Raw genomic sequence first — 22,168 nt, 5'->3', positions numbered from 1 at the left:
CTGGTCGGCGTGTAGGTGAAGCCGCCGTCGGGGGTCCAGGACAGCGCGCCGCTGTCGGGCGAATCCGTCACCCCGGTCACTGTGAACGGGTCGTTCTCGGGATCGCTGTCGTTGAACAGTACGCCGGACCCGGGGCCGACCACCAGCGCCGCGCCCTGCGCCGTCGTGTACGCGTCGTCGTTCGCCACCGCAGGGTCGTCGACCGGGGTTATGTCGATCGTCGCCGTCGCCTGATCGACGCCGCCGGCGCCGTCCGAAATCTGGTAGACGAAGCTGTCGCTCGCGTCGAAATTGAGGTCCGGCGTGTAGGTGAACGTCCCGTTCGGGTTCAGGGTCAGATCGCCGTTCGACGGGCCCGACACCAGCGTCGCCTGCAGCGCGTCGCCGTCGCCATCGGCGTCGATCCCAGCGCCGTTGTCGGCCAGGACGTCGCCCGCAAGCTGCGTGTCCTCCGCCATGGTGAAGCTGTCGTCCTGCGCCACCGGCGGCGTGTTCGCCCCGCCCGAGCCGGTGATGTACTTGGTTTGCAGGAAGCTCTCGACCTGCATCCGCTCGGGCTCGGTCAGGGCGCGGTCGTAGATCAGCGCCGCGCCGACCTCGAGCGCGCTCTCGCCGAGACCGGCGATCTCGCCGCCGATCACCAGCTGCTTCAGATCGGTGGCGAAGGTGTGCGCGCCGCTCTGGATCTCCTCCCCGTCGAGATAGTGGCTGAACGCCCCGGCCTTGAGCACCACCGACTGCACCAGCCACCCTTGCGTCGGGCCGTCCACGTTCGAATCGAAATCGTTGCTCGCGCCCCACCCCTGCAGCAGCAGGTCGTTGTCATTGTACCGCGTCGTCAGGCCGAAGGCCTCGTTCTGAGCGCCGTCGCCATAGACCAGACCGGACGCCACCCCTTCGGCGTCAATGTACTTCACCACCAGGAACATGGTCCGGTCGGCGGCGCCAGTCGGCAAGTTGAAGATCGTGTCGGTCGCGTTCACCCGCTGCAGCAGGTCGCCGACGCCGTCGAACACGATCGCCGGTTGTCCGGTCGGGGTCCTGTTCTGCTCGAGCGTCGGGTCGCCCTGCGCGAACAGGTTGTTGCCCTGGCCCGAGCCGTCGAGCCAGGCGGCGACGGTGTTGCCGACCCCGAGGCCGATCTTGATGTCGGACTGCAAAAGCAGGTTGAGGCCATCCGTCACCGGCACCTCGGTCGGCTCTCCGACCTGGACATTGAGCGTCTCGGACAGATCGGTGAACTCGCCGTCGTTGATCTGCAGATAGGCGGAATAGGCGCCGTCGAAGCTGTAGACATGCGTCGCGGTGATCGTTTCACCCGTCTCGGCGGTTCCGGAAGCGCTGCCGCCGTCGCCGAAGAACCAGGTGTAGGTCAGCTGGTCTTCGTCAGGATCGAACGCCGTCGCAGAGAACGTGACCTCGGTCACGTTCGCTTCGGCCACGGTCGGACTGGCGCTCTCGTCGATCACCTCGGGGGGGGCGTTGGCGTCGCCCGCCGCGACCTGAAGCGGCGCGAACCACGTCTTGTGACCGGGGTCCGAAACGCCGAACGAGACGGCGTAATTGCCTCCCGAGGCGTAGGTGTGATCGACCGAGATCATTCCGGTTCCCGCAACCACGCCGGTCGCCGGCGCGCTGCCGTCGCCGAAGTTGATGGTGTAGGTCATCGGGTCGTTTTCGTCGTCGACGACAGTGGCGCTGAACGTCACCGTCAGCGGCAGATCGCCCGCGGCGGGCGTGAGGCCCGCCGCGACGATCTCCGGCGCGTCGTTCATCGCCCCATCCGAGTAGGTCACGCGACGGATCTCGCCTGAGGCGATCATCGCATAGTAGAGCGCGCCATCCTCGCCGACGGCGATCGAGACCACTTCGTTCGTCGTGCCGGGCAGCTCCGGAGAGGGCTTGAAGGCGTGGTCGCCCAGGATCTCGGTCCCAGTCTCGTCGAGAACCAGATAGCGGATATAGTCCCGCGTGTAGTCGCCGTAGAAGTAGACGCCGTCCCATTCCGTGGGGAACATGTCCCCCCGATAGACCTCGCCGCCGGTCAGCGAGGCGCTGGTGTTCAGGTTCGGGTCGAAGACCGCTCCCTCATGGGGCAGCGACCAGATCGGAGCGGAGTAGAAGTCGCCGAGATAGGCGGGACCGTCGCCGCCATTCGGGTCCGGGTAGTTGTCCGGATTGAAAACGCTTTTGCCGCCATTGACATAGGTGCCATCGACGCCCTCGTAGAACGGCCAGCCGAAGAACGCGCCGGGCGCGTCGAGAGAAGCGATGTGGAGATCTTCTTCCGCGATCAGCTGCTGGTTGCCGCCGACCTCGGCGATGTAGAAGTTGCCGTATTCCTCGTCCCAGCGCGCGCGGAACGGGTTTCTCAAACCATAGCCCCAGACATAGTCGTTGATGCCGTCGTTCGGATCGGCCCACGGGTTCGCCGGCTGGCCGTCGGCTCCGTCGGGCGCCGTGCCATCGGGATTGACGCGGATGACCTTGCCGGAGCTCGAGCTGGCCACAAGCGGCAGGTCGCTGCCGCCGGCCGCGCCTTCGCCTGGGGTCGAGGCCTGGAACTTGTCCGAGGTCGTCAGCCAGAGCTTGTCGTCCGGCCCGAAATCCAGACCGCCGCCGTAATGGCAGCAGGACAGATAGCCGTCGGTGTCCTCCCAGACCAGGACCTCGCTCGAGACGTCGCCGGTGGCGGTCAGGCCTCCGGAATTCTCCTCGTAAGTGAAACGCGAGATCCGCGCGTGCTCGGGATTGTCCGGCGTGTAGTACAGGTAGAAGTAACCGTTCTCTGCGAAGTCCGGGTCAAGCGTGATGTCGAGCAGCCCGCGTTCCTGCCCGGTGTCGATGTTGTTGAGCCGCATGAAGCTGCTCGATGCGCCGCTCTCGGGATCGACGATCAGGATCTCGCCGTCTTTCGACAGGAGCAGCATCCGGTTGTCGGGCAGGAAGGTCATCGAGATCGGCAGGAAGAACGGCGAGTCCGCGTTCATCCCTGCGCGGGTCAGCACCTGATCGTCGGCGAAGCCGTCGAGCGACAGAGGCGCCGTCTCGACCGAGATCGACACCGTGGCCGGCTGCGAGACCACGCCGTCGGCGTCGGTCAGCGTATACGTGAAACTGTCCGAGGTGGGCTCGGACGCGGTGCTGACATAGGTGACGGCGCCGGTCGTCGGATCGACGCCGGCGATGGAGCCGAACTCGGGTTCGTCGAGGATTTCGACCGATGCGCCGTCGAGCGGGCCGTCGTCGATATCATTGTCGAGAATGTCGATGGCGACCGTTCCGCCGGGAATGACGAACGCCGTCTCGCCCACGGCGACCGGCGCGTCGTTCAGCCCATCGTCGACAAGGTATTTCGATTGCAGGAAGCTCTCGACCTGCAACCGTTCGGGCTCGGTCAGGGCGCGGTCGTAGATCAGCGCCGCGCCGACCTCGAGCGCGCTCTCGCCGAGACCGGCGATCTCGCCGCCGATCACCAACTGCTTCAGATCTGTGGCGAAGGTGTGCGCGCCGCTCTGGATCTCAGCGCCGTCGAGATAGTGGCTGAACATCCCGGCCTTGAGCACCACCGACTGCACCATCCACCCCTGGGTCGGGCCGTCGACATTCGAGTCGAAGTCGAATTTGCTCCCCCCCCAGCCCTGCAGCAGCAGGTCCTGGTCGGTGTTCTTGGTCGCCAGGCCAAAGGCCTCGTTCTTCGCCCCGTCGCCGTAGACCAGACCCGATGTCGTCCCTTCGGCGTCGATGTAGTTCACCACGAAGAACATCGTCCGGTCCGCGGCGCCGGCCGGCAGCCCGTTCAGCGTGTCGGTCGCGTTCACGCGCTGCAGCAGGTCGCCGACCCCGTCGAACACGATCGCCGGCGCCCCGGAGGGCGTCGCAGCCGCGGCAAGGGTCGGATCCCCGAGCGCGGCGAGGTTGTTGCCGAGGCCGGACGTATCGTCCCACGAGGTGACTCTCGTCCCGTCGGTCGCAAGCCCTCTGTCGCTTTCGACCCGCAGCACGAGCCCAGACTGAACGGGCAAAGCCATAAACCAAACTCCCCGATTAAACTGGCGCCAGAAACACGACGGCTTCCCACATCAGACCTCCTGACATGATACAGTTTTTCTGCAATTTTTGGGAGTTATTAAAATTTGGGGCGTGATAAAAACACGATATACTCTGACGATCAACCATAGGTTGATGAAATACTTGTGAGGAGCCTCATCCGAGGCGCCGCCGCGACGGTTGCCGCAACACCATAACCCTCGCATACACCCATTATATTTCAACTAGTTAGACGCGCCGCGTTGCGCCCCGGCGCGCCAATGCGCGCGCTCATATCAGGAAACCTTTACCAACTTAAACCATAATCCCGGCTCGGCTTTGGAAATCAGCGCAGGCGAACCCCGCCTGCGTTTGCGCATCGATCACGTTCCAGCATTGGAGATTCAAATTGCTCACGCTAGGATTCGGCCTGCTTCAGGAGGGCGCGGAGAGCTCGGCGCCCGGCCCCGACTTCTTGCCGCCAAGCAATATGGCGGCGCCTGAGCTCGTCGGGAAAGCCGAAATCGGCGCGACCGTCTCGTCGCGGCCGGGAATCTGGGCCGGCCGTCCCGCTCCCGAGGTCCGGACGACGCTGTTCGTAGGCGGCGCCGCCCGACGCTCTCCCTGCCTTCTCGGGCCAGAGGACGATGGAAAGGAAATCGTCGTAACCGACGTCGCCTCCAATAGCGCGGGCGAGACGACCGTGTCGTCCTCGCGCTTCCTGGCGGCGTACCCGGCGCCGCGCGCATTGAGCGCGCCGGAGGATATCTCGATCGGCGCCGGGGACGGCGCGGTGGTTGTCGATGCGGGATCGCTCTTCGTCGGAACCCTGGGAGGCCAATGGACTGCGGCGAGCGCGGCCGGAGCGGACGCCCTGCACCTCGAAATCGACGAGACCGGGCGCCTGACTCTCGGCCCGGGGACGCTGTCCGGCTCCACCTCCATCCGCGTGGGCTACGCCAATTCCGGCGGCTCGAGCTCCGGAATATTCACCGCATCCGCGGTGAGCGCCGCGCCCCCCGCCCCGACCTATGATGGTTCGCTTCAGCCGCGGACGGCCATTCTCGACAGCGCGTTCGAGCTTTCCGCCGGGGACGCCTTCACCGGCGAGAGCCTGACCTTCGCCGCAACCGGCCTCCCGCCGGATCTCGACATCGACGCGAAAAGCGGCGGCGTCAGCGGGACGCTCGCGAGCGCCGGCGAGTTCGCGGTCACGATCACGGCGACGAATCCCGGCGGCGAGGCGCGCGGGACGTTTGCGCTCACGGTCACGGAAGCGCCCCTGGCGGCGCCGACCTATGACGGCTCGCTCCAGGCCGCCGAGTCGACGGTCGGAGTGACATTCCTCCTGAACGCGGGAAGCGCGTTCGCCGGCGACGAGTTGATCTTCTCGGCGCAGGACCTCGCGCCCGGACTGACCATCGATGCGGCCACCGGGCGGATCGTAGGCGCGCCCACCGCCGAAGGCGCCTATGCGACCACGATCACGGCGAAGAACTCCGCCGGCGAGGCCAGCGGATCGTTCGAGATGCTTGTGGCTGGGTCCGAACAGTCCGCGCCGGCGGCGCCGACCTATGATGGCGCCGCCCCCGATCTCGACCTGGCGCCGGATGTGGCGATGACGCCGGTCGATCTGTCGGCCCACTTCACCGGCGCCGAGATCCGGTATTTCGCAACGGGTCTCCCGTCCAGACTGTCCATCGACAGCATCACCGGATTGATTTCAGGAACGCCGAACGGCGTCTCCTCCGGCCCGGTGACGGTCATGGCCCGCAATCCTGGCGGCGCCGCGCATGCGACCTTCGCGATTTCCGTCGGAGAAGAATCCGGCGGCGGCGACGATCCGGCCCCGACGGAGACGGCTTCCGTGGAGTCGACCGGTCTGGCGATCGACGTCGCCAGCGCAACGATCGGCATCGGCGACGAGGAGGCGGGGCGCGAGGTCTATTTCTCCGTTCTCGCCGGAGGCGTGGAGGACGCTGGCTTGACCGTCAACGGCGGCGCGTCGGGTCTGACGCTTGTCGCGGCCGATAGCTACACCAAGCGCTCGGCGCAGGTCTATCGCGCCACCGGCCTGACCGGCGCGACCGCGGACATCGCCCTCGCGGGGGCGGCCGACACCGAGCACACGGCGGCGTTCAAGGTCGTCGGCTACCAGCCCGCGAGCGGAGACCCTTGGGTCACCAAGCGCCAGGCGGGCGGCAACGCGAACACGACCACGCTCACCGTCACGGTCCCGGCGAATGGCGCCGTCCTGCTTCACGGGAAGCGCTACGACCTGCTCTCGCACTCACCCTCAGGCACGGTGATCGACGAGAGCGTGGGCGACGGCCTGCGTGGCTACTGGAAGAACGCCGGCGCGTCCGCCAGCGTCAGTTTCACCTTCGCAACATCCTCATCCACCAATGAAAAATATGCGGCGGCTCTCATCCTGGAGAAAACATCATGAGCGTTAACGACGGCGGCGTAACCTATGGCTGCACCGATGCCCTCGAAGATCGGGCCTATGGCATCTCCTATGCGGGGCGCGACCTGGCGCGCCTTCTGATGAAGGGCGGCAGCCTGCCGAGCAAGTACACCATCGCAGGCCAGAACTATCGCGTCACCGGGATTTCCGGGGTCAGCGCCGATGGATCGACCAACAACCAGTCCGCGCTGGAGGACGCTGTCAGCGCATCGCGGAATGGCGAGCCTACATTGCTCGTTCTGCCGCCGGCGGAGGATTACTATCGTTATAGCAACCACCTCGAACTGAGTGAGAACACCTATCTCGTCGGCTACGGCGCCAAGGTGAAGCCGCTGGCCGTCGACGAGACGAAATTCGACGTGAACAATGATTCCGGCATCATCGGCCTCACGATGCATTCGCTTTACGGGGCGATGTCCCGGTGGCCGGAGCGGTTCGAAGCAAACAACACCGTCGAGGGGGCGAAGGACGGCTCGATCGCGATCGCCGCCGACGACAGCAATGACGCGGCGTGGGTCACGATGTTCTTGAAGACGAACTGCATCATGTTCGATGTGGCGACCACCGGATCGCTATCGGGGGCACTGCGCTGCGACTCCTCAAACGTCATCGTGGAGAATTGCAGCGCGGTTCGGACCCATTCCGACAGCTTCCACTTCTTCAAGGGCGCCAGCAATTGCACCGCCCGCCGGAACCGCATCTACAACGCCGGCGACGATGCGATCTCGGTCGTGCAGTATGTCGACTCTCCGGGCGGGGCCATTCCCAGCAACATCCTGATCGAGGAAAATCTGGTCAAGGGCGGCCGGGCGCGCGGCCTGACCGTCGTCTCCGGTCAGGACATTCTCTATCGCAGAAACGTCGTCGAAGACATCACCCTGGCGGGCTATCGTTTCGGGCCGACCAAGGCGCACTCTCTCAACGACACGGCGCGGATCAAGGTTCAGGATTGTCAGGCGTGGCGCTGCGGGCGGATGCAGGCCAACCACCCCAACTCCGGGTCGTTCGCGGCGCTGCTCTCCACCACGCAATACCGGTGCCTTGATGTCGCTTTCGCGAACTGTGTCGGCTACAGCTATGGCGACGACCAGTACGCCAACGGCGATTTCGTTCGTGTGGCCAACAGCTTTGGCGACGGCGGGCTGACCTACGAGACCGACGGCGTGAGTGGAATCGTCAAGATCGACCACACGCAGTAACAGCGCGCTGACGCGATCCCCCGTCGCATGGATGTGCGACGGGGGATCCTTTGCATGTCAGGGCGCGGCGCTCGCGCCGGATCGACGCGGAGCGTTCGCTACAACAGGAAATCGCCGACAGGCTCGAGCCGCTGGAACTCGATCCCCATGACGTTGTAGTCGGAGCTGTTCTCACCGTAGCTCATGCCCACAGACGACCCCCGGCCGTAATCGAACTGGGTGGCCTCGAGTTCGATCCGCGCGATCGGCGCGTCGGTGTCGATCTCGATCGGGTAGATGCCGTAGCTCCCCTTCTCTTTCACGCCGGCGCCGAGCGTGCTCTGATCCGGTCCGATCAGATCCTTGTCCACCAGCTTTCCGGAGGCGTCGTAGGCCTTCCAGACGCCGGATTCCGGTGTGCCGTTCGGGCCTTCCTTGTCGCCGACCATGCCGACGCGCAGGACGACGTCCGTCACGTCGCCGTTGAAATCGATGACCATCTTTTCACTGCGACCGCCGCCTGAAGCGTAATAGTCGATCTGCCCGTCCCAGCGGCTGCCCGACCCTTTCACGCCGAAGCCGTGGTCGTCGAACTGCTCCGAATAGCCGACCTCGGCCTTCCCGCCATTGAGGTCGTAGGCGCTGAGAACCACGCCGTCGCCCCATTCCTGCGGGCCGACCGTGCCATTCTTGAGAATGCCGCGCCCCGCGGTCAGCGTGACGGGATCGGCGCTGAAGCCGCCCCCGCCGGAGGAGTCGCCGCCCGACGTGATGCTGTCATCGACAACCAGGGTCACGCCCAGCCCCTTGCTCGTGGCGTCGCCATCCGATGCGAGGACCGTGAAGTCATACGTCCCGTCGTTCCCGTCAGCCGGCGCGGCGACCAGCCGTCCGTCGGCGTCGATCGACACGAAATCCGGCGCATTCTTCAGCTTGAACGTCAGCGCGTCGCCGTCGGGATCGGTGAACAGGTCCGCCAGATCCACGCGCCCGGTCTCGCCCTCGTCCACCGACAGCGTGTCGAGGTCGCCGGTGACTTTCGGCGCGGCGTTTTCGGGTTCGGACGGTTCGGGTTCCGGAGCTGCGCCGTCGCCGCCGGATGTGATGCTGTCATCGACGACCAGAGTCGCGTCCAGCCCCTTGCTCGTGGCGTCGCCGTCCGATGCGAGGATCGTGAAGTTGTACGTCCCGTCATTCCCGTCCGCCGGCGCGGCGATCAGCCGCCCGTCGGCGTCGATCGACACGAAACCTGGCGCCCCCTTCAGGCTGAACACCAGCGCGTCGCCGTCGGGATCGGCGAACAGGTCCGCCAGATCCACGACCCCGGTCTCACCCTCATCCACCGACAACGTGTCGAGATCGCCGGTCACTTCCGGCGCGGCGTTCTCCGGCTCGGTCGGCGCGGCGGGCTCGGTCGGCTCCGGCTCCGGCTCCGGAGCCACGACGCCGGTTTCGGCCAGGGCGCGGATCTCGGCGCCCGACAGGGCTTCGTCATAAAGGCCCATATCGGTGATCTGGCCCTTGAACCTGTGGGTCAGCTCCGGCGACGGCCCCGCCTCGGCGGCCCATTGCGAGGCGCCGACGACGATCGGCTCCTGATTGCCCTGCAGACCGCCCGTATAATCATTCCGGTCGACCATCTCGCCATCGACATAGAGCTCGAAGCCGCCCGCACCGAAAGTGACCGCGACCGAGACCGGCTCGCCCGCGTTTACATCGCCGCCCCGCAACTCATAGGAGCTGTCCTCGGATTGCAGCCGGGCCAGGATCTTGCCGTTGTCGATCCAGACGGTGAAATGGCCGCCGTCGCCAAAATATTCATGGTCCTTGGAGAACAGCCCCTGCCGTCCTCCGGCGCTGTCGGCGGTCACGGTGAACGTCAACGCGCCATTCGCCAGCTCGTAGCCGGCCTTGTGGGGGATCTCACGCGCATCGCTCAGACCGTCGACATCGATGTTCCCGAGCGACCAGATCTGCGAAGGAGAATCCTCGGGCTCGGTCGGCGCGGCGGGCTCGGTCGGCTCCGGCTCCGGAGCCACGACGCCGGTTTCGGCCAGGGCGCGGATCTCGGCGCCCGACAGGGCTTCGTCATAAAGGCCCATATCGGTGATCTGGCCCTTGAACCTGTGGGTCAGCTCCGGCGACGGCCCCGCCTCGGCGGCCCATTGCGAGGCGCCGACGACGATCGGCTCCTGATTGCCCTGCAGGCCGCCCGTATAATCGTTCCGGTCGACCATCTCGCCATCGACATAGAGCTCGAAGCCGCCCGCACCGAAGGTGACCGCGACCGCGACCGGCTCGCCTGCGTTTACATCGCCGCCCCGCAACTCATAGGAGCTGTCCTCGGATTGCAGCCGGGCCAGGATCTTGCCGTTGTCGATCCAGACGGTGAAATGGCCGCCGTCGCCAAAATATTCATAGTCCTTGGAGAACAGCCCCTGCCGTCCTCCGGCGCTGTCGGCGGTCACGGTGAACGTCAACGCGCCATTCGCCAGCTCGTAGCCGGCCTTGTGGGGGATCTCACGCGCATCGCTCAGACCGTCGACATCGATGTTCCCGAGCGACCAGATCTGCGAAGGGGAACCCTCGGATTCGGACGGCGCGGCGTTCTCGGGCTCGGCCGGCGCGGCGGGCTCGGACGGCTCCGGCTCCGGAGCCACGACGCCGGTTTCGGCCAGGGCGCGGATCTCGGCGCGCGACAGCGCTTCGTCATAGAGGTCCATATCGGTGATCTGGCCCTCGAACTTTTGGGTCAGCTCGGGCGACGGTCCCGCCTCGGCGGCCCATTGCGAGGCGCCGACGACGATCGGCTCCTGATTGCCCTGCAGGCCGCCCGTATAATCGTTCCGGTCGACCATCTCGCCATCGACCCAGAGCTCGAAACCCCGCGCCCCGAAGGCGACCGCGACCGCGACCGGCTCGCCCGCGTTTACATCGCCGCCCCGCAGTTCATAGGAGCTGTCCTCGGATTGCAGCCGGGCCAGGATCTTGCCGTTGTCGATCCAGACGGTGAAATGGCCGCCGTCGCCAAAATATTCATGGTCCTTGGAGAACAGCCCCTGCCGTCCTCCGGCGCTGTCGGCGGTCACGGTGAACGTCAACGCGCCATTCGCCAGCTCATAGCCGGCCTTGTGGGAGACCACGCGGGCGTCGCCAAGCCCATCGACGTCGATATTTCCGAGTGACCAGATCGGCGATGGAGTGATCACGGTTGCCATTGCTGTGCGTTCCTTCTTCACTGTATTTCGATGCAGGGAGCAGACGCAGCTTTGCGGCCCTCGGCGCCAAAGCCGCCGGCGGCTTTCGCGCCAGCGTCAACTTCGGATGCGGATGGCCTGCACGTGACGCCTGCGTCAGTCTCGATGATTCCGATCAGGCCATTGAGGCCGGCGCCGGTTAAACGAATTTCATTGTTCGCCTCTCGTCCGGATTTTCGCTTCACGGCAGAGAAGACTCAATCTAGGGTGGAAGTCCACAAACGCGCTGTCACCTTCGGCGTCGATGTATTTCATTAACAAGGCAAACTTCATCGGAGTGGGCCGGCCCTGGATTCAGCAAACCTCAAAAAAGTGTGTCACGCCCGTGACTTGACGTTTAACCATATATTAATATCTGCTGACTACTTGAGTCGATAGGGAAACGTACGGGTGGCGACTTGGCGAAATACATATTCCTTCCAACACTAACGGCGATTTCGGTCACGGTTCTGGCGTCTCTTTCGGGAATGTCGATTTGGGTGACGGTGCTGTCCTTTTTTCTAATGGGATCGGCCACTGCGCTCGCGATCGCGCTCATTCGATACGCGATATGGGCTGGCCTGTTGACCAGACGCCGGACAGATCAAAACCTGTTTCAAAAGCTCATGTAATCGGGCGTCTCCTTGTGAGGCCCCGCGTCGCGAGTCTGGCCCCGGCGTCGGGATTCGCACGGTGGAGCATTCCACGGGCCGCTCCGGACATTCGCCTCGCTCAGCCGATTTGACGCCCTGGGACTGGCCTGACTGCGCGCCATGAGCTCCACGACAGCGCTTTCGCCGACGCCGAGACCGCCAGCCGAGCTGCGATGGCTTCGCCCCCCTTCAACGAACGATGTCCTTTCTGACGACCGGGCCGCGGATCCGAGGTCGAATCGGCGCCGCCGCGCTGTTCCTCCCCGCGGGCGCCCGTTCAAGCGGCTTGCGCTGATCGACGCACCCCGTATCCTGACACCCCGTGCGGCGGCGAAGTCGAGGAACAGGTGCAGGAAGAACTGGTATCGGTCGTTCTGCCCGCGTTCAACGCAGAGCGCACCCTCGATGCGACCTTGAGCAGCGTCAGGCGCCAGACCCATCGGCGCCTCGAAATCGTCGTCGTGGATGACGGCTCGCGCGACGGCACCGCCGATCTCGCCCGGCGACATGCGGCCGAGGACGAACGGATTCGGGTGATCTCGATCCCCAACGGCGGCGTCGCCAACGCCCGGAACACCGGCATCGCCGCGACGAAGGGGCCGTATATCGCCACGATAGATTCCGACGACCTGTGGCACCCCGACAAGATCGCCCTCCAGATGCGCGCACTGTTGGAGGGCGGCGAGGACGTGGGCTATGTCTATAACCTTTCGCGCCGGATCGACGAGCAGGACCGCGTCCTCGGCGATGTGAAGTCGCATCCGATGCAGGGCCGCATCTATCTGCGCTCGATCGTCTTCAACCCTGTGGGCAATGGCAGCGTCATTCTGGCCCGGCGGAGCGCCCTGGAGGGTATCGGCGGCTTTGAAGCCGATCCCGACGTTCACGGCGCGGAAGACAACCTCGCCCAGATCATGATGAACCGAACCTGGCGCGTCTGCGTGGCGCCGCTCCACCTCACCGGCTACCGCGTGACCGAGAACTCGCTGTCTTCTGATTTCAGCCGCATGGCGCGCCGCCGTTTCGCCGTTCTGCGCCATGTGTCCGAACGATTTCCCGAGACGCCCGCGGCGGTTCTTTCCCTGGCCGAAGGCCGGCTCCGGGCCGTGCTGGCCACTCAGGCGTTTCGCCGGAACATGATCGGTCAGGGATTGGCGGAGCTCGCTCGGGCGTGTCGCCTGGCCCCGCTCTGCGCGCTTGAGATCGCGGCGGTCGATCTGGCGGCGCGCGTTCGCGGCCGCGTCCGATCGGCCCTTGGTCGCGCCTCCTCTCGCGGCGCGCGCACGGGCGCGGATTTCTTCGCCTGCGATCCCGCCTCGCCTGCGAAGCCCCCTCCCCGGCCACTCGAGACGCGCAGACTGGAGGCGCTCGGCAAGATCGAGGAGGAATTCTTCAGATCCGCCGGCGCGCCGCAAGCGGCCTCAAACACTGCGCCGCCGCCGGCGAGCGGTTCGACCTGATTGATCCCGCCGGGCGGGCTCAGGCCTTCACGGGCCTCGTTCCGCTCCGATATCGACAGACGCGCGAGCCCCCGAAACCCTTGGGAACATTGACCGAAGCGCCACCTGACACATGAAGGTCATGCAGGCGCAATCCACGGACACAGACTCAAGAGACAACCAATTCCGGGAGAAGCTTTCGAAAATAATCGATCGTTTTCTCGAGCCCGTTTTCCAATTGAACCTCCGGCTCCCAGTCGAGAAGAGCCTTCGCCTTCGACGTATCCGGCCGCCTCTGCTTCGGATCGTCCTGCGGCATGTCCTTGTAGATGATCTCGGAACTGGACCCCGTCATTTCGATCACCTTCTGGGCGAGTTGAAGAATGGTGAACTCGTTGGCGTTCCCGAGATTAACCGGCCCCGTGACCGCGTCCTCCGTGTCCATCAGCCTGAGAACCCCTTCGACGAGATCGCTGACATAACAGAAGGACCGGGTCTGGGCGCCCTCGCCAAAAACGGTGATGGCTTCTCCCTGCAACGCCTGAACGATGAAGTTGGACACAACCCGCCCGTCCGCGTGATGCATCCTCGGCCCATACGTATTGAAGATACGAGCGACCTTGATCCGAAGCCCGTGTTGTCTGTGGTAGTCGAAAAAGAGCGTTTCCGCGCAGCGCTTGCCTTCATCATAGCAAGAGCGGATCCCGATCGGATTTACATTTCCAAAATACTCTTCCGGTTGCGGGTGAACGCTCGGATCTCCGTAGACTTCGCTCGTCGACGCCTGAAAGATCTTGCAGTTCAGGCGTTTCGCCAATCCCAACATATTGATGGCGCCATGCACCGAGGTCTTTGTCGTCTGGACCGGATCGTGTTGGTAATGCACCGGCGAAGCAGGACACGCGAGGTTGTAGATTTCGTCCACCTCGACATAGAGCGGAAAGGTGACGTCGTGACGAATGAACTCGAAGCGCGGGTTGGTGTGCAGATGTTCGATATTGCGCTTTGAGCCCGTGAACAGGTTGTCGACGCAAATCACCTCATGGCCCTGACCCAGAAGTCGATCAATAAGATGAGATCCTACAAATCCGGCCCCGCCGGTTACGAGTATACGTTTGCGGCTGTCATAAATTCTGGACATTTGCACCCCTGATCTGGGACTACCGGGAACTCTGTATGCGAGGCGTTTCCGGTCATCGGCTGGCGGGCCTCGGGCCGAACTCGCAGTTTAAGTCCAAAGCGTCAAACCGCCAGACTTTTCATGATGGAGCACCTCGCCAAGCCCTGCCCGCTTTCGGCCGCATCGGCGTCGGACACGAATGTCCCGGCCCATGTGCGGGGCGGGCGTCTCCATTCCTGCGCCACATGATTGAGAACCGGATATAGCAGCTTCATGGCGCCGCCGTCAGTCGGGAAATGGCCGAGCGTTCGAGTTGGCGGCCGGCGCGCGCCCGGCCCGCGACGCCCCTTCATTCCAGGGAATGCATCACCCCGCCGAATCCTCGGATCACGCATCTAGGCCGGTGTTTTCTCGGCGCGGTCCAGAAGTCTTCGACAGGGCGCCTCGAGGGCGAGGGCCGCATCTTCGTGCATCTCGGGCGAAGGGTAGTACTTGTTCTCGCTCCAGACGCCCTTGTAGAGCGACGCGGCCTCGCCGCCGGCGACCGGCTTCTTGTCGGCTTCGAGCGAGACGGTCACGGGCTCGCCGGTGAAGCGGCTGATGAGAGGCTGCGGGCTGCCGCGCTCCGAGACGCATTCGACATAGGCGTCGGCGAGCGGCTTGACCCGCCCGAGAGTCGCGGCGTCGATGAGCTGAGGATACTTGCCGAGGAGCGGCCCCTGCCGGTGATAGCGCGGCCGGTAGTCCGGGGTTCGCGCCGAGAACCAGAACAGGATCTTCGGCGCCGTGATCGCGCCGAGAAGCTCATGATAACTCTCCACCCAATCCCGCCGCGATTCCTCGACGAGGCGCCGAATGGCGGGAAGCGGCAGGCCGGTCGCCTTGAGAACCAGGTTCTTGAGCCGGCGCGGCGCCAGCGGAACGCGCGCGAGCTCGCGGGTGATGGCGTCGTCGAAAACCTGCTCGGCGGTCGCGGGCGTATTGTCCGAGCGGCGCCGCCCATAGGCCAGCCCCTCGCGATTTTCGAAGAGCGAGTTCGAGGTGCTGCGCCCCGACATCACCTGCACGATGCAGAAGGCGCTGTCGTTGATCGTACGGAGGAGCGCCTCGTGGCGCAGGTAGAAGCCGGGGCCGGCGCCGGAATAGCCGAGGTTGAGCGCCGGGGTTCCGAGCCGCTTTTCGAGCAGAGCCGGATAGGGGTTGTCGCAAAAGCAGCCGAAGGTCTGGGCCGCTCCGATCACGGTGAAGTAGCGCCCCTTCTCCGCCGGCTTCGGAGCCGGTCCGCGAAACCAGAGGCCGGTGTCCGGGAGTTCATAGCATTGGTAATCGGTGACCTCCCAGTCGCGCAGAACGTAGCCCGGCATGCCGGGACGGTAGGCCGTTTCGACATCGGCGCGGCGCCGCTCTAGCGAAACCATGTGGCGAGGCTCCTTCCGATCATGGGCTCCAGACGGCGGCAATCCTCGGCGAAATAGCGCTCGAAGAGGTCATGGCGGACCTCCGGCGCCAGCCGCTCGGGCGTAGTGGCGTTCCATGAGGCCACCCATTTCCTGGCTCTGGCCCGGGCGTCCTTCGGAACAAGGCGCTTGAAGATCGCCTTGGCGGCGCTCTCCTGCTTCACGAGGTGCTGGAGCGCGTAATTCTTCGGATGGCTTGCGGTGCGGTGGCGGACGCTGGTGTCCGGACGAAAGTCCGGATCCACCCCGAGAAACGTGAAGAGCTCGGAGAAGAACGCGTCCGGTCGCTTCAGGTCCTCATAGAGGAAGACCTTGATCCGCTCCCCGGGGAAGCGCGCGTAATAGCGCTCCAACTGGCCATGGTAGAGGCCGGCGCCGACATAGCGCCAGTCCCAGCCCCAGCCTTGCACCGCCCGCTCGGCCTCCTTGTCGATCGCCTCGGACAGGGTCTCGGCCGGCTCGCAGCCCCGGCTGCGGTTCATCAGGAAGTGCGAATAGGCCCGGTCGACCGGGTGGCGCAGGATCGCGATCAGCCGCGCATCGGGCGCGTGATGGGCGATCCGCTCCGGCGCTCTCTCGAAATAGAGATAGCGGGGGGAGATCTCTCCCACCGCCTTGTAGCCTTCGGCCCCGTCGAAGAGGCTCTGGTAGGCGCCGAGATCGGTGATGAAAGAATCGGCCCAGTCCTCATCGCCCGGCCCCGAGAATGTCAGCGTCTCGCCCTCGTGGGCGAAGAAGGACGGCTCGCCCCGCGCGGTCACGAAAACCTCGGGATGCTGGTCGAGATAGGTGCGCAAGGACGTCGTGCCGGCTTTCGCCGCGCCGATGATGAGATAGTTTGGCATGGTCATGAGCGCCGCCTCAGCGAAGGTCGCGGACGAACAGGTCGAGACGGTCGATGAACGCCTCGACCGCAAACTCGCCCTTGTCGAGCGCCCGGATCTGCTCGTGCGCGGCCCGGATCCGGGGCGCCTCGAGGAGCCCCTCGACCTCGCTCAGATCGTCATAGAAGAGCGGGTAGTCCGCGCCCAGATATTCGGCGACCGCCGGGTGGCGGTTCACCACGACCGGCGTGTCGCGGGCGATCGCCTCGATGATCGCGTTGTTGGCCGACGCTTCGAAGAGCTCGAGAAAAATCAGATTTCGCGTCAACATGTCATCGTAAGCTTCGTTATCGAGCCAGGAGACCACCTCGGTCTCGCCAACGTCCGGGCGGCCCCGAAACGGCGAATGAAGGTCGGTGCGCCGCCGCGCCTCGTCTATGAACGGTTTCGACTGCGCGAGATGGACCTTCCTGATCCAGGATGGCGCCGCAACCTGATTGATCGCACGATAGTTTCTGAGATACCAGCCGATCTGGACAAGCCGCTTGTCCGGGTTCGCCTCGAACGCGTCCCAGGAGAATGTGTCGGGCACCATCTCGGTCGGATGCTTCGTGACGAGCACCGGCACGCCCAGACGGTCGCGGAGCCAATCGCCGGTATGACGCGAGAACGCCACCGCGCCCCTCAGGTGCGGCAGGCTCCGGATGAAGCGCGGCTCGCGGAGCACCGCCTCAAGGGTCTTCGGGGTGAACCATTCGGGCATATTCGGCGGCAGATGGAACACCCCGACCCAAGGGCGGCTCCAGACATGCATGCCGAGCAGGCGCTTGATGACGCGGATCGAGCGGCCCGGGGCGAAAGTCGCCTCGACGAACTGGTCGACGAGCATTCCGTTCATGCTCTGCCGCTCCCGCAGGCGATCGACCACCCACGGCCAGCCGCTGCGATGCCCGCCGGCGCCTCCGCCGGCCGGCTTGACGAACCTCGCCAGACGGAACGCGGCGCGCGCCCTGTCACGCGTCGTCATGATCCGCAGCCCTCTCGTCTGCGCCTCCCCTCGCCGGCGCCCGGCCCACTCCGCTGCGTCAAATCCATACTGGTCACCCGATAACTTCGTGAAATCGTGTAATCGGTTCGGTCAGAAGCAATTGGTTCAACTTGCTCAAGCCAAGCGACACTGGGCCCGCAACGCACACCATTGGGCTCACGGCGCGTATCATTGAGCCCACTACGTGAGATTGACTGGGCGGCATCCGAAATGCAAGCGCCGGGCGCCTGATCCGGATTCGGGATCGACTTGAAGGCGCTGATGACGAACATGGCTGACGGAGCAAGTTCTGGAGGTTTCGCCGATGCCGCATGAACCGGTGGGAGAAGTCGCCTTTCTGTCAAACCACTACTGGAAGAGCGCGCGCCGAGCCGGGTTCCATGGATTGGCGCAGGCGTTCCAGGACGGCGGCTGGAAAGTCCGATTTGTCACCACCGGCCTCAGCCGGCTCTCCTTCCTGAAGACGGACCCACGGCTTGGCGGCATGAAACGCGCGGAGCGCAACCGCTGGATCACCGCCGACGACGGGGTCGAGGCATATGTCTATTGCCCGCCGGCGCACCCCTTCGCCCGCTTCAGCGGGACAAACCCGATCACCGACCGCCTCTTCGCGCATCTCTACCGGAGCGGCCTGCCGGCGAATCTCCGGCATGGCCTCGCGTCGAGCGATCTCATCATCTTCGAGAGCAGCGCGGCGCTCCTTCTCTTCGACATGGTCGGGAAGCTGGCGCCTCACGCCCGCCGCGTCTATCGCGTCTCGGACGATGTTCGGGTCGTCGGAATGGCGCCGTCCATTCTCGCCGCGGAGGAGAAAGCCGTGGACCATTTCGACCTGATCAGCGTGCCGAGCCGCGTGCTGCTCAAGCAGCGGTTCGGGCGCCTCGCCACGGCGCGGTTTCACCCCCACGGCCTCGACATCGCTCGGCTCGAGGCGGCGCGGGACGCGCCGCCGCCCGAGCTCAGGCGGCCGAACTGCGTCGCGCTCGGCACCACGCTTTTCGACCCGGATCTCGTCGCGCTCTGCGCAAGGGCGCGGCCCGACATGTGGTTCTATATCGTCGGCGCGCTGCGGCTGAGCCGCCGCATCGACCTGCCGAACATCGTCTGGTGCGGCGAGCGACCGTTCGAGGAGGCGCTGAGGATGGCCGCCGCCTGCGACATCGCCGCGGCCTTCTACCGCCCTGAAAAGGGCGCCGAATATCTCGCCGAGACCAGCAACAAGATCTCCCAGTACGCGTTTCTGCGCAAACCCATCATCGGCCCCCACCCGCTCAGGGAGCCGCTGCGGCGCATGCCCTTCTTCCCCATCGAGCCAAGGACCGAGGACGGCGCCCGCGCGGCGATCGGGCGGGCCCTTCGGTGCGCCCCGCCCGAAGCGCCGGCCGACATCGTCCGGCCCTGGACGGCGGTGCGGAACGAGATCGTCGAGGGCGTCGGCTTCGGCGCGACGGGGGCCGCGGCCGCGAATGATGACGCTTGAAGCGGCGGACGACAGATAGATAGAATTGCGCCGCTCGAAGAGAGCGGGGCTTCGCGGTTTCGGCTGGCCCCGCCGGCGCAGGTTTTCAGTGTCTCGCGAAGGAGAACAGCTTGAACGACAGGCGCCTAGCGGCCCAATCAGGGATGTGGTCGATCATCCTGCAATGGTCGCGGTTCGGGCTCAACACCGTCGTCTTCCTGATCCTGGCGCGGTGGCTCAGCCTCGCCGAGATCGGCGCATTCGCCGTCGCCTTCGCGCCGGTCAACCTTCTCCAACTCGTTCAGCGCGCCGGCGTCTCGGAGACGGTGGTCCAGGGGCCAGAAGCGCCGGGAAGCTCCACTGACACGATCTTCTGGATGTCGACGGGCTTCGGGCTCGTCATGTCGGTTTGCGTCTTCGGCTTTTCCTTCGCGATCGCGCCGATCATGGAATCGGCGGAGTCGGAGACGTACCTCGCGGCGATGGCGGTGATCCCGGCGCTGATCGGCGCCGCGGCGGTGCCCGAGGGCCTGTTGCGGCGGCGAATGGAGATTCGAACCCTCGCGATCAGAACCACGGCGAGCCTCACGATCGCCGGCCTGGTCGCGATCTGGCTGGGCTATGCCGGCTATGGCGGCTGGGCTCTCACAGCCTTTGCGATCGTCAACGCCGCGGTGTCGTCGGTGCTCGTCATGATGCTGGTCCGCTGGACGCCGGCCGGAGGGCCGCGCCTCGAGGACGCGCGCAAGGCGCTTCCCGTCGTCGCGGCGATCTCGGGGCGGAGCCTGGCGAATCAGGCCGCGATGCCGCTGCTGCAATTGATGGTGGGAGCCGGGCTCGGCCCCGCCGCGGCGGGGGCTTTTCAGATCGCGCAGCGGCTCGCGTCCCTCGCCGCGACGGCGACGCTGACACCGCTCAGATTCGCCACCCTGCCGGTCTTTGTCCGGGTGCGCGACGACGCCGACCGCCTGCGGCGCACCGTGGTCAAGACCGCGGGGCTCATCAGCTTCGTTTCGGCGCCGATCTACTTCGGGCTGCTCGCCGTCGCGCCGGTTCTGGTTCCGCTCGCCGTCGGAGAGGCGAACGGCCCGCCCTCGGTTCCGGTGCTGCAGGCGCTGCTTCTCGTCGGCGCTCATGTCGGATTTTTTCCGGTCTTCGTATTGGCGTTCACGGCGATCGAGCGGGCCGACGTGGCCCTCCGGTGGTCGGTCGGCCTGTTCGTCCTCAACATGGCGATCGGCGCGGCGACCGTGCTCTGGTCCGCGACGGCCACCGCCCTCGGCTACAGCCTGCTGGGCTATGTCGCGGCGCCGTTCATGCTGAGGGCGCTCCGCGCCCATACGGGCGTCTCGGCGCGCGAGATGGTCGAGGCCGTCTGCAGACCCGTGTTCGCCGCCGTGGCGATGGCCGCCGTCATTCTGCTCGTGGGCGAAACGCTCATCGGCAGGATCGACGATCTCGCGCTTCTGGCGGTGGAGATCGGTCTGGGGGTGGCGATCTACGTGGTCATGTCGCTCCTGGTCTGCCGGCCGCAGATCGCGACCACGCGCAACCTGCTCGTCACCCTCAAGCCAGAGCGGCTTTAACCGCCTGCGCCGGGGCGCGGCCTCGAACGAGGCCCGGATGGCTCAAGGGGCGCGGGCGGCTCAGCGGGATTCGCGGATACGCGGTCATCGCCACGATCGGTCGGAGCGGCGGCCGTTCCGGCGCGCTCTTTTTCCAAACACCATTGTGGTATGGTGGAACTTCTTTATTTTACGTGGATGGGGGCGGGTCCGTCGGTTCGGCCCTCATTTGATTTTGAGGTGGCTATGTTTCGGACGTCATACGCGCTCCGTCGCCTTCTTCTTTCCCTCTCGATCCTCCTGGCGACGCACCTTCCGGCCGCCGCCGAGGGCGAGGTCCGGCTCGCCCCTGGCGACACCGTCGCCTTCTCGGTTCTCGGCGCGCCCAATCTTGACCGGCGGGCCATGATCGGCGTCGACGGCGCGATCTACCTGCCCCTCGCGGGAAAGGTCGTCGCATCCGGCCTGACGCTCGATGAGCTCCGGGAGGCGGTCTACGCGGCGCTGCGCGACCGCGCCTACAGGGTCAGCGGCTCTGATGGGGAAGATGTCTGGCGGCGCCCTCAGGAGGATGAGATCTATCTCGACATATCCGAGTATCGCCCGGTCTACGTCACCGGCGACGTCCGCAATCCGGGCGAGGTGACCTACCGGCCGGGCATGTCCGTGCGCCAGGCGCTGGCCAATGCGGGCGGCGTCGGCCGCCCGCTCGAAGAGACCTCCGAAGACGAAATACTGAAATTGCTGACGGAGCGCAGCCTGCTCCTTGGCCGGATCGAGACCCAGATCATCAATCTCGAGCGGCTGAAGGCCGATCTCGACGCGCTGCTCTCAATGCGGAACGCCGACGACCCCGCCGGAGAGGGAACCGCGGACGCCACGATCGACAGCGACGCATCGCCGGAACTCAAGGAGCTTGCGCGGCGCTGGCTCGTGGCGCGGGAGAACCTCCGCGAACTGACGGACAAGGGCAACGAACTGGTGCTCGACCAGATGGAGAACCGGCTCGACGTCCTCAAGGAGCTTGAGGCGGCGAGCAAGCAGAGCCTCAGTTTCGAGGAGGAGGCGCTCGCGCGGGTCATGAAGCTGGCCGAGCGCGGCGTGGTCCCGGCCTCGTCCGTCGCCGAGGCGCGGGGCGGGCTGCTGCAATCCTCGACCCGGGCGCTTGAGACCTCTGGCGAAGTCCTCCGCATGCGTCTCGAACTGACGCGCTTCGCCGAGGAGGCGAAAGCGGACGTGACTCGCGAAGAGGTGCGGCTTCTCGATGAAGTCTCGAACGGCACGGCCCAGCTGCGCGACCTGCAACGGCAACTCAACGCCCTCAACAGCTGGCTCGCGTTCCGCGGCGCGACCCCCGCCGTGGAACAGGCGGCCGCCGTCCGAATGACGCTCTTCCGCAGCCATCTGACCGATATGGCGGAAGGCGAGGAGGCGACGCCCGCCATGATCATGGCGCCGGGGGATGTGCTGGAAGTCACACTGCCGCCGCCGGATTCCGCGCCCGCGACGCGGTGATCCGCCGGCCAACCTTTCCACACTATCTTGAATCGTTGAATTCCGCCCTCAGGTTGCGCCTTTTGTGGCGCTTCGCCGCCTCCACCTTTCCGCACACAGAAAGAACCGCGAGGCGCATGCCTAAGGAGTTGTAAATTTCCGCAGATTCGGGTACATTTTTAGTCCTTTTAAGCACGTC

General features: G+C 65.4%; 12 protein-coding genes and 1 pseudogene. 6 read left to right on the top strand and 7 right to left on the bottom strand.

The window, feature by feature from the left end; all coding sequences use genetic code 11:
• Nucleotides 1-4,031, bottom strand: a 4,031-nt coding sequence (locus WG921_RS17145) for an Ig-like domain-containing protein (RefSeq protein WP_340110481.1), incomplete at its 3' end; no start/stop codon positions are given.
• 407 nt (nucleotides 4,032-4,438) lie between these two features.
• Here WG921_RS17145 and WG921_RS17140 point away from each other — a divergent pair.
• Together WG921_RS17140 and WG921_RS17135 are read left to right on the top strand one after the other, a co-directional pair.
• A complete protein-coding gene (locus WG921_RS17140; RefSeq protein WP_340110480.1) occupies nucleotides 4,439-6,478 on the top strand; it encodes a putative Ig domain-containing protein in 2,040 nt (679 codons plus the stop codon).
• Nucleotides 6,475-7,695 carry a right-handed parallel beta-helix repeat-containing protein gene (locus tag WG921_RS17135; protein ID WP_340110479.1) on the top strand — a complete coding sequence of 407 codons (1,221 nt, stop codon included), beginning with the start codon at nucleotides 6,475-6,477 and terminating at the stop codon, nucleotides 7,693-7,695. Before WG921_RS17140 ends, WG921_RS17135 begins: the two co-directional genes overlap by 4 nt.
• A gap of 98 nt (nucleotides 7,696-7,793) precedes the next feature.
• Here the strand turns inward: WG921_RS17135 and WG921_RS17130 are convergent, their stop codons facing one another.
• Nucleotides 7,794-10,892 carry a LamG-like jellyroll fold domain-containing protein gene (locus tag WG921_RS17130; protein ID WP_340110478.1) on the bottom strand — a complete coding sequence of 1,033 codons (3,099 nt, stop codon included), beginning with the start codon at nucleotides 10,890-10,892 and terminating at the stop codon, nucleotides 7,794-7,796.
• Between the two features lie 1,018 nt (nucleotides 10,893-11,910).
• On the opposite strand from WG921_RS17130, the gene WG921_RS17125 reads away from it, so the two are divergent.
• Nucleotides 11,911-13,023 carry a glycosyltransferase family 2 protein gene (locus tag WG921_RS17125; protein WP_340110477.1) on the top strand — a complete coding sequence of 371 codons (1,113 nt, stop codon included), beginning with the start codon at nucleotides 11,911-11,913 and terminating at the stop codon, nucleotides 13,021-13,023.
• Nucleotides 13,024-13,171: 148 nt separating this feature from the next.
• Here WG921_RS17125 and WG921_RS17120 read toward each other — a convergent pair whose 3' ends face one another.
• The 5 genes and pseudogenes from WG921_RS17120 to WG921_RS17100 all read right to left on the bottom strand — a co-directional run bounded on the left by WG921_RS17120 (nucleotide 13,172) and on the right by WG921_RS17100 (nucleotide 17,430).
• The gene (locus WG921_RS17120) at nucleotides 13,172-14,143 is read right to left on the bottom strand and encodes a UDP-glucuronic acid decarboxylase family protein (protein WP_340110476.1); all 972 of its coding nucleotides are present in this window, start codon (nucleotides 14,141-14,143) and stop codon (nucleotides 13,172-13,174) included.
• 101 nt (nucleotides 14,144-14,244) lie between these two features.
• Nucleotides 14,245-14,433 (bottom strand): annotated as a pseudogene (locus WG921_RS17115) (hypothetical protein); the annotation flags it as partial.
• 84 nt (nucleotides 14,434-14,517) lie between these two features.
• Nucleotides 14,518-15,540, bottom strand: coding sequence for a DUF6473 family protein (locus WG921_RS17110; protein ID WP_340110475.1), 1,023 nt, complete (start codon nucleotides 15,538-15,540; stop codon nucleotides 14,518-14,520).
• A complete protein-coding gene (locus WG921_RS17105) occupies nucleotides 15,528-16,430 on the bottom strand; it encodes a sulfotransferase family protein (protein ID WP_340110474.1) in 903 nt (300 codons plus the stop codon). Before WG921_RS17105 ends, WG921_RS17110 begins: the two co-directional genes overlap by 13 nt.
• 10 nt (nucleotides 16,431-16,440) lie before the next feature.
• Nucleotides 16,441-17,430, bottom strand: coding sequence for a glycosyltransferase (locus WG921_RS17100; RefSeq protein WP_340110473.1), 990 nt, complete (start codon nucleotides 17,428-17,430; stop codon nucleotides 16,441-16,443).
• Nucleotides 17,431-17,755: 325 nt separating this feature from the next.
• Here WG921_RS17100 and WG921_RS17095 point away from each other — a divergent pair, with 325 nt between their 5' ends.
• From WG921_RS17095 to WG921_RS17085, 3 genes are all read left to right on the top strand, one after another.
• The gene (locus WG921_RS17095) at nucleotides 17,756-18,931 is read left to right on the top strand and encodes a GumK N-terminal domain-containing glycosyltransferase (RefSeq protein ID WP_340110472.1); all 1,176 of its coding nucleotides are present in this window, start codon (nucleotides 17,756-17,758) and stop codon (nucleotides 18,929-18,931) included.
• Nucleotides 18,932-19,041: 110 nt separating this feature from the next.
• On the top strand, nucleotides 19,042-20,496 hold the full coding sequence (locus tag WG921_RS17090) for an oligosaccharide flippase family protein (protein ID WP_340110471.1): 1,455 nt from the start codon (nucleotides 19,042-19,044) through the stop codon (nucleotides 20,494-20,496).
• Nucleotides 20,497-20,721: 225 nt separating this feature from the next.
• Nucleotides 20,722-21,990 (top strand): polysaccharide biosynthesis/export family protein, encoded by a 1,269-nt coding sequence (locus tag WG921_RS17085; protein WP_340110470.1) that lies wholly within the window; start codon nucleotides 20,722-20,724, stop codon nucleotides 21,988-21,990.
• Nucleotides 21,991-22,168: the final 178 nt, after the last annotated feature.

This window comes from Paludibacillus litoralis, assembly GCF_037646705.1.
Lineage (GTDB): Bacteria > Pseudomonadota > Alphaproteobacteria > Rhodobacterales > Rhodobacteraceae > Pikeienuella > Pikeienuella litoralis.
The sequence above is the reverse complement of the archived record's forward strand: the minus strand, read 5'-3'. Positions and strand labels throughout refer to the sequence as shown.

Bases quoted from the DNA above. Each gene is read 5' to 3' on its own strand.
- WG921_RS17135 (WP_340110479.1), top strand. From the start codon at position 6,475: ATGAGCGTTAACGACGGCGGCGTAACCTATGGCTGCACCGATGCCCTC.
- WG921_RS17130 (WP_340110478.1), bottom strand. From the start codon at position 10,892: ATGGCAACCGTGATCACTCCATCGCCGATCTGGTCACTCGGAAATATC.
- WG921_RS17120 (WP_340110476.1), bottom strand. From the start codon at position 14,143: ATGTCCAGAATTTATGACAGCCGCAAACGTATACTCGTAACCGGCGGG.
- WG921_RS17110 (WP_340110475.1), bottom strand. From the start codon at position 15,540: ATGGTTTCGCTAGAGCGGCGCCGCGCCGATGTCGAAACGGCCTACCGT.
- WG921_RS17105 (WP_340110474.1), bottom strand. From the start codon at position 16,430: ATGACCATGCCAAACTATCTCATCATCGGCGCGGCGAAAGCCGGCACG.
- WG921_RS17100 (WP_340110473.1), bottom strand. From the start codon at position 17,430: ATGACGACGCGTGACAGGGCGCGCGCCGCGTTCCGTCTGGCGAGGTTC.
- WG921_RS17095 (WP_340110472.1), top strand. From the start codon at position 17,756: ATGCCGCATGAACCGGTGGGAGAAGTCGCCTTTCTGTCAAACCACTAC.
- WG921_RS17085 (WP_340110470.1), top strand. From the start codon at position 20,722: ATGTTTCGGACGTCATACGCGCTCCGTCGCCTTCTTCTTTCCCTCTCG.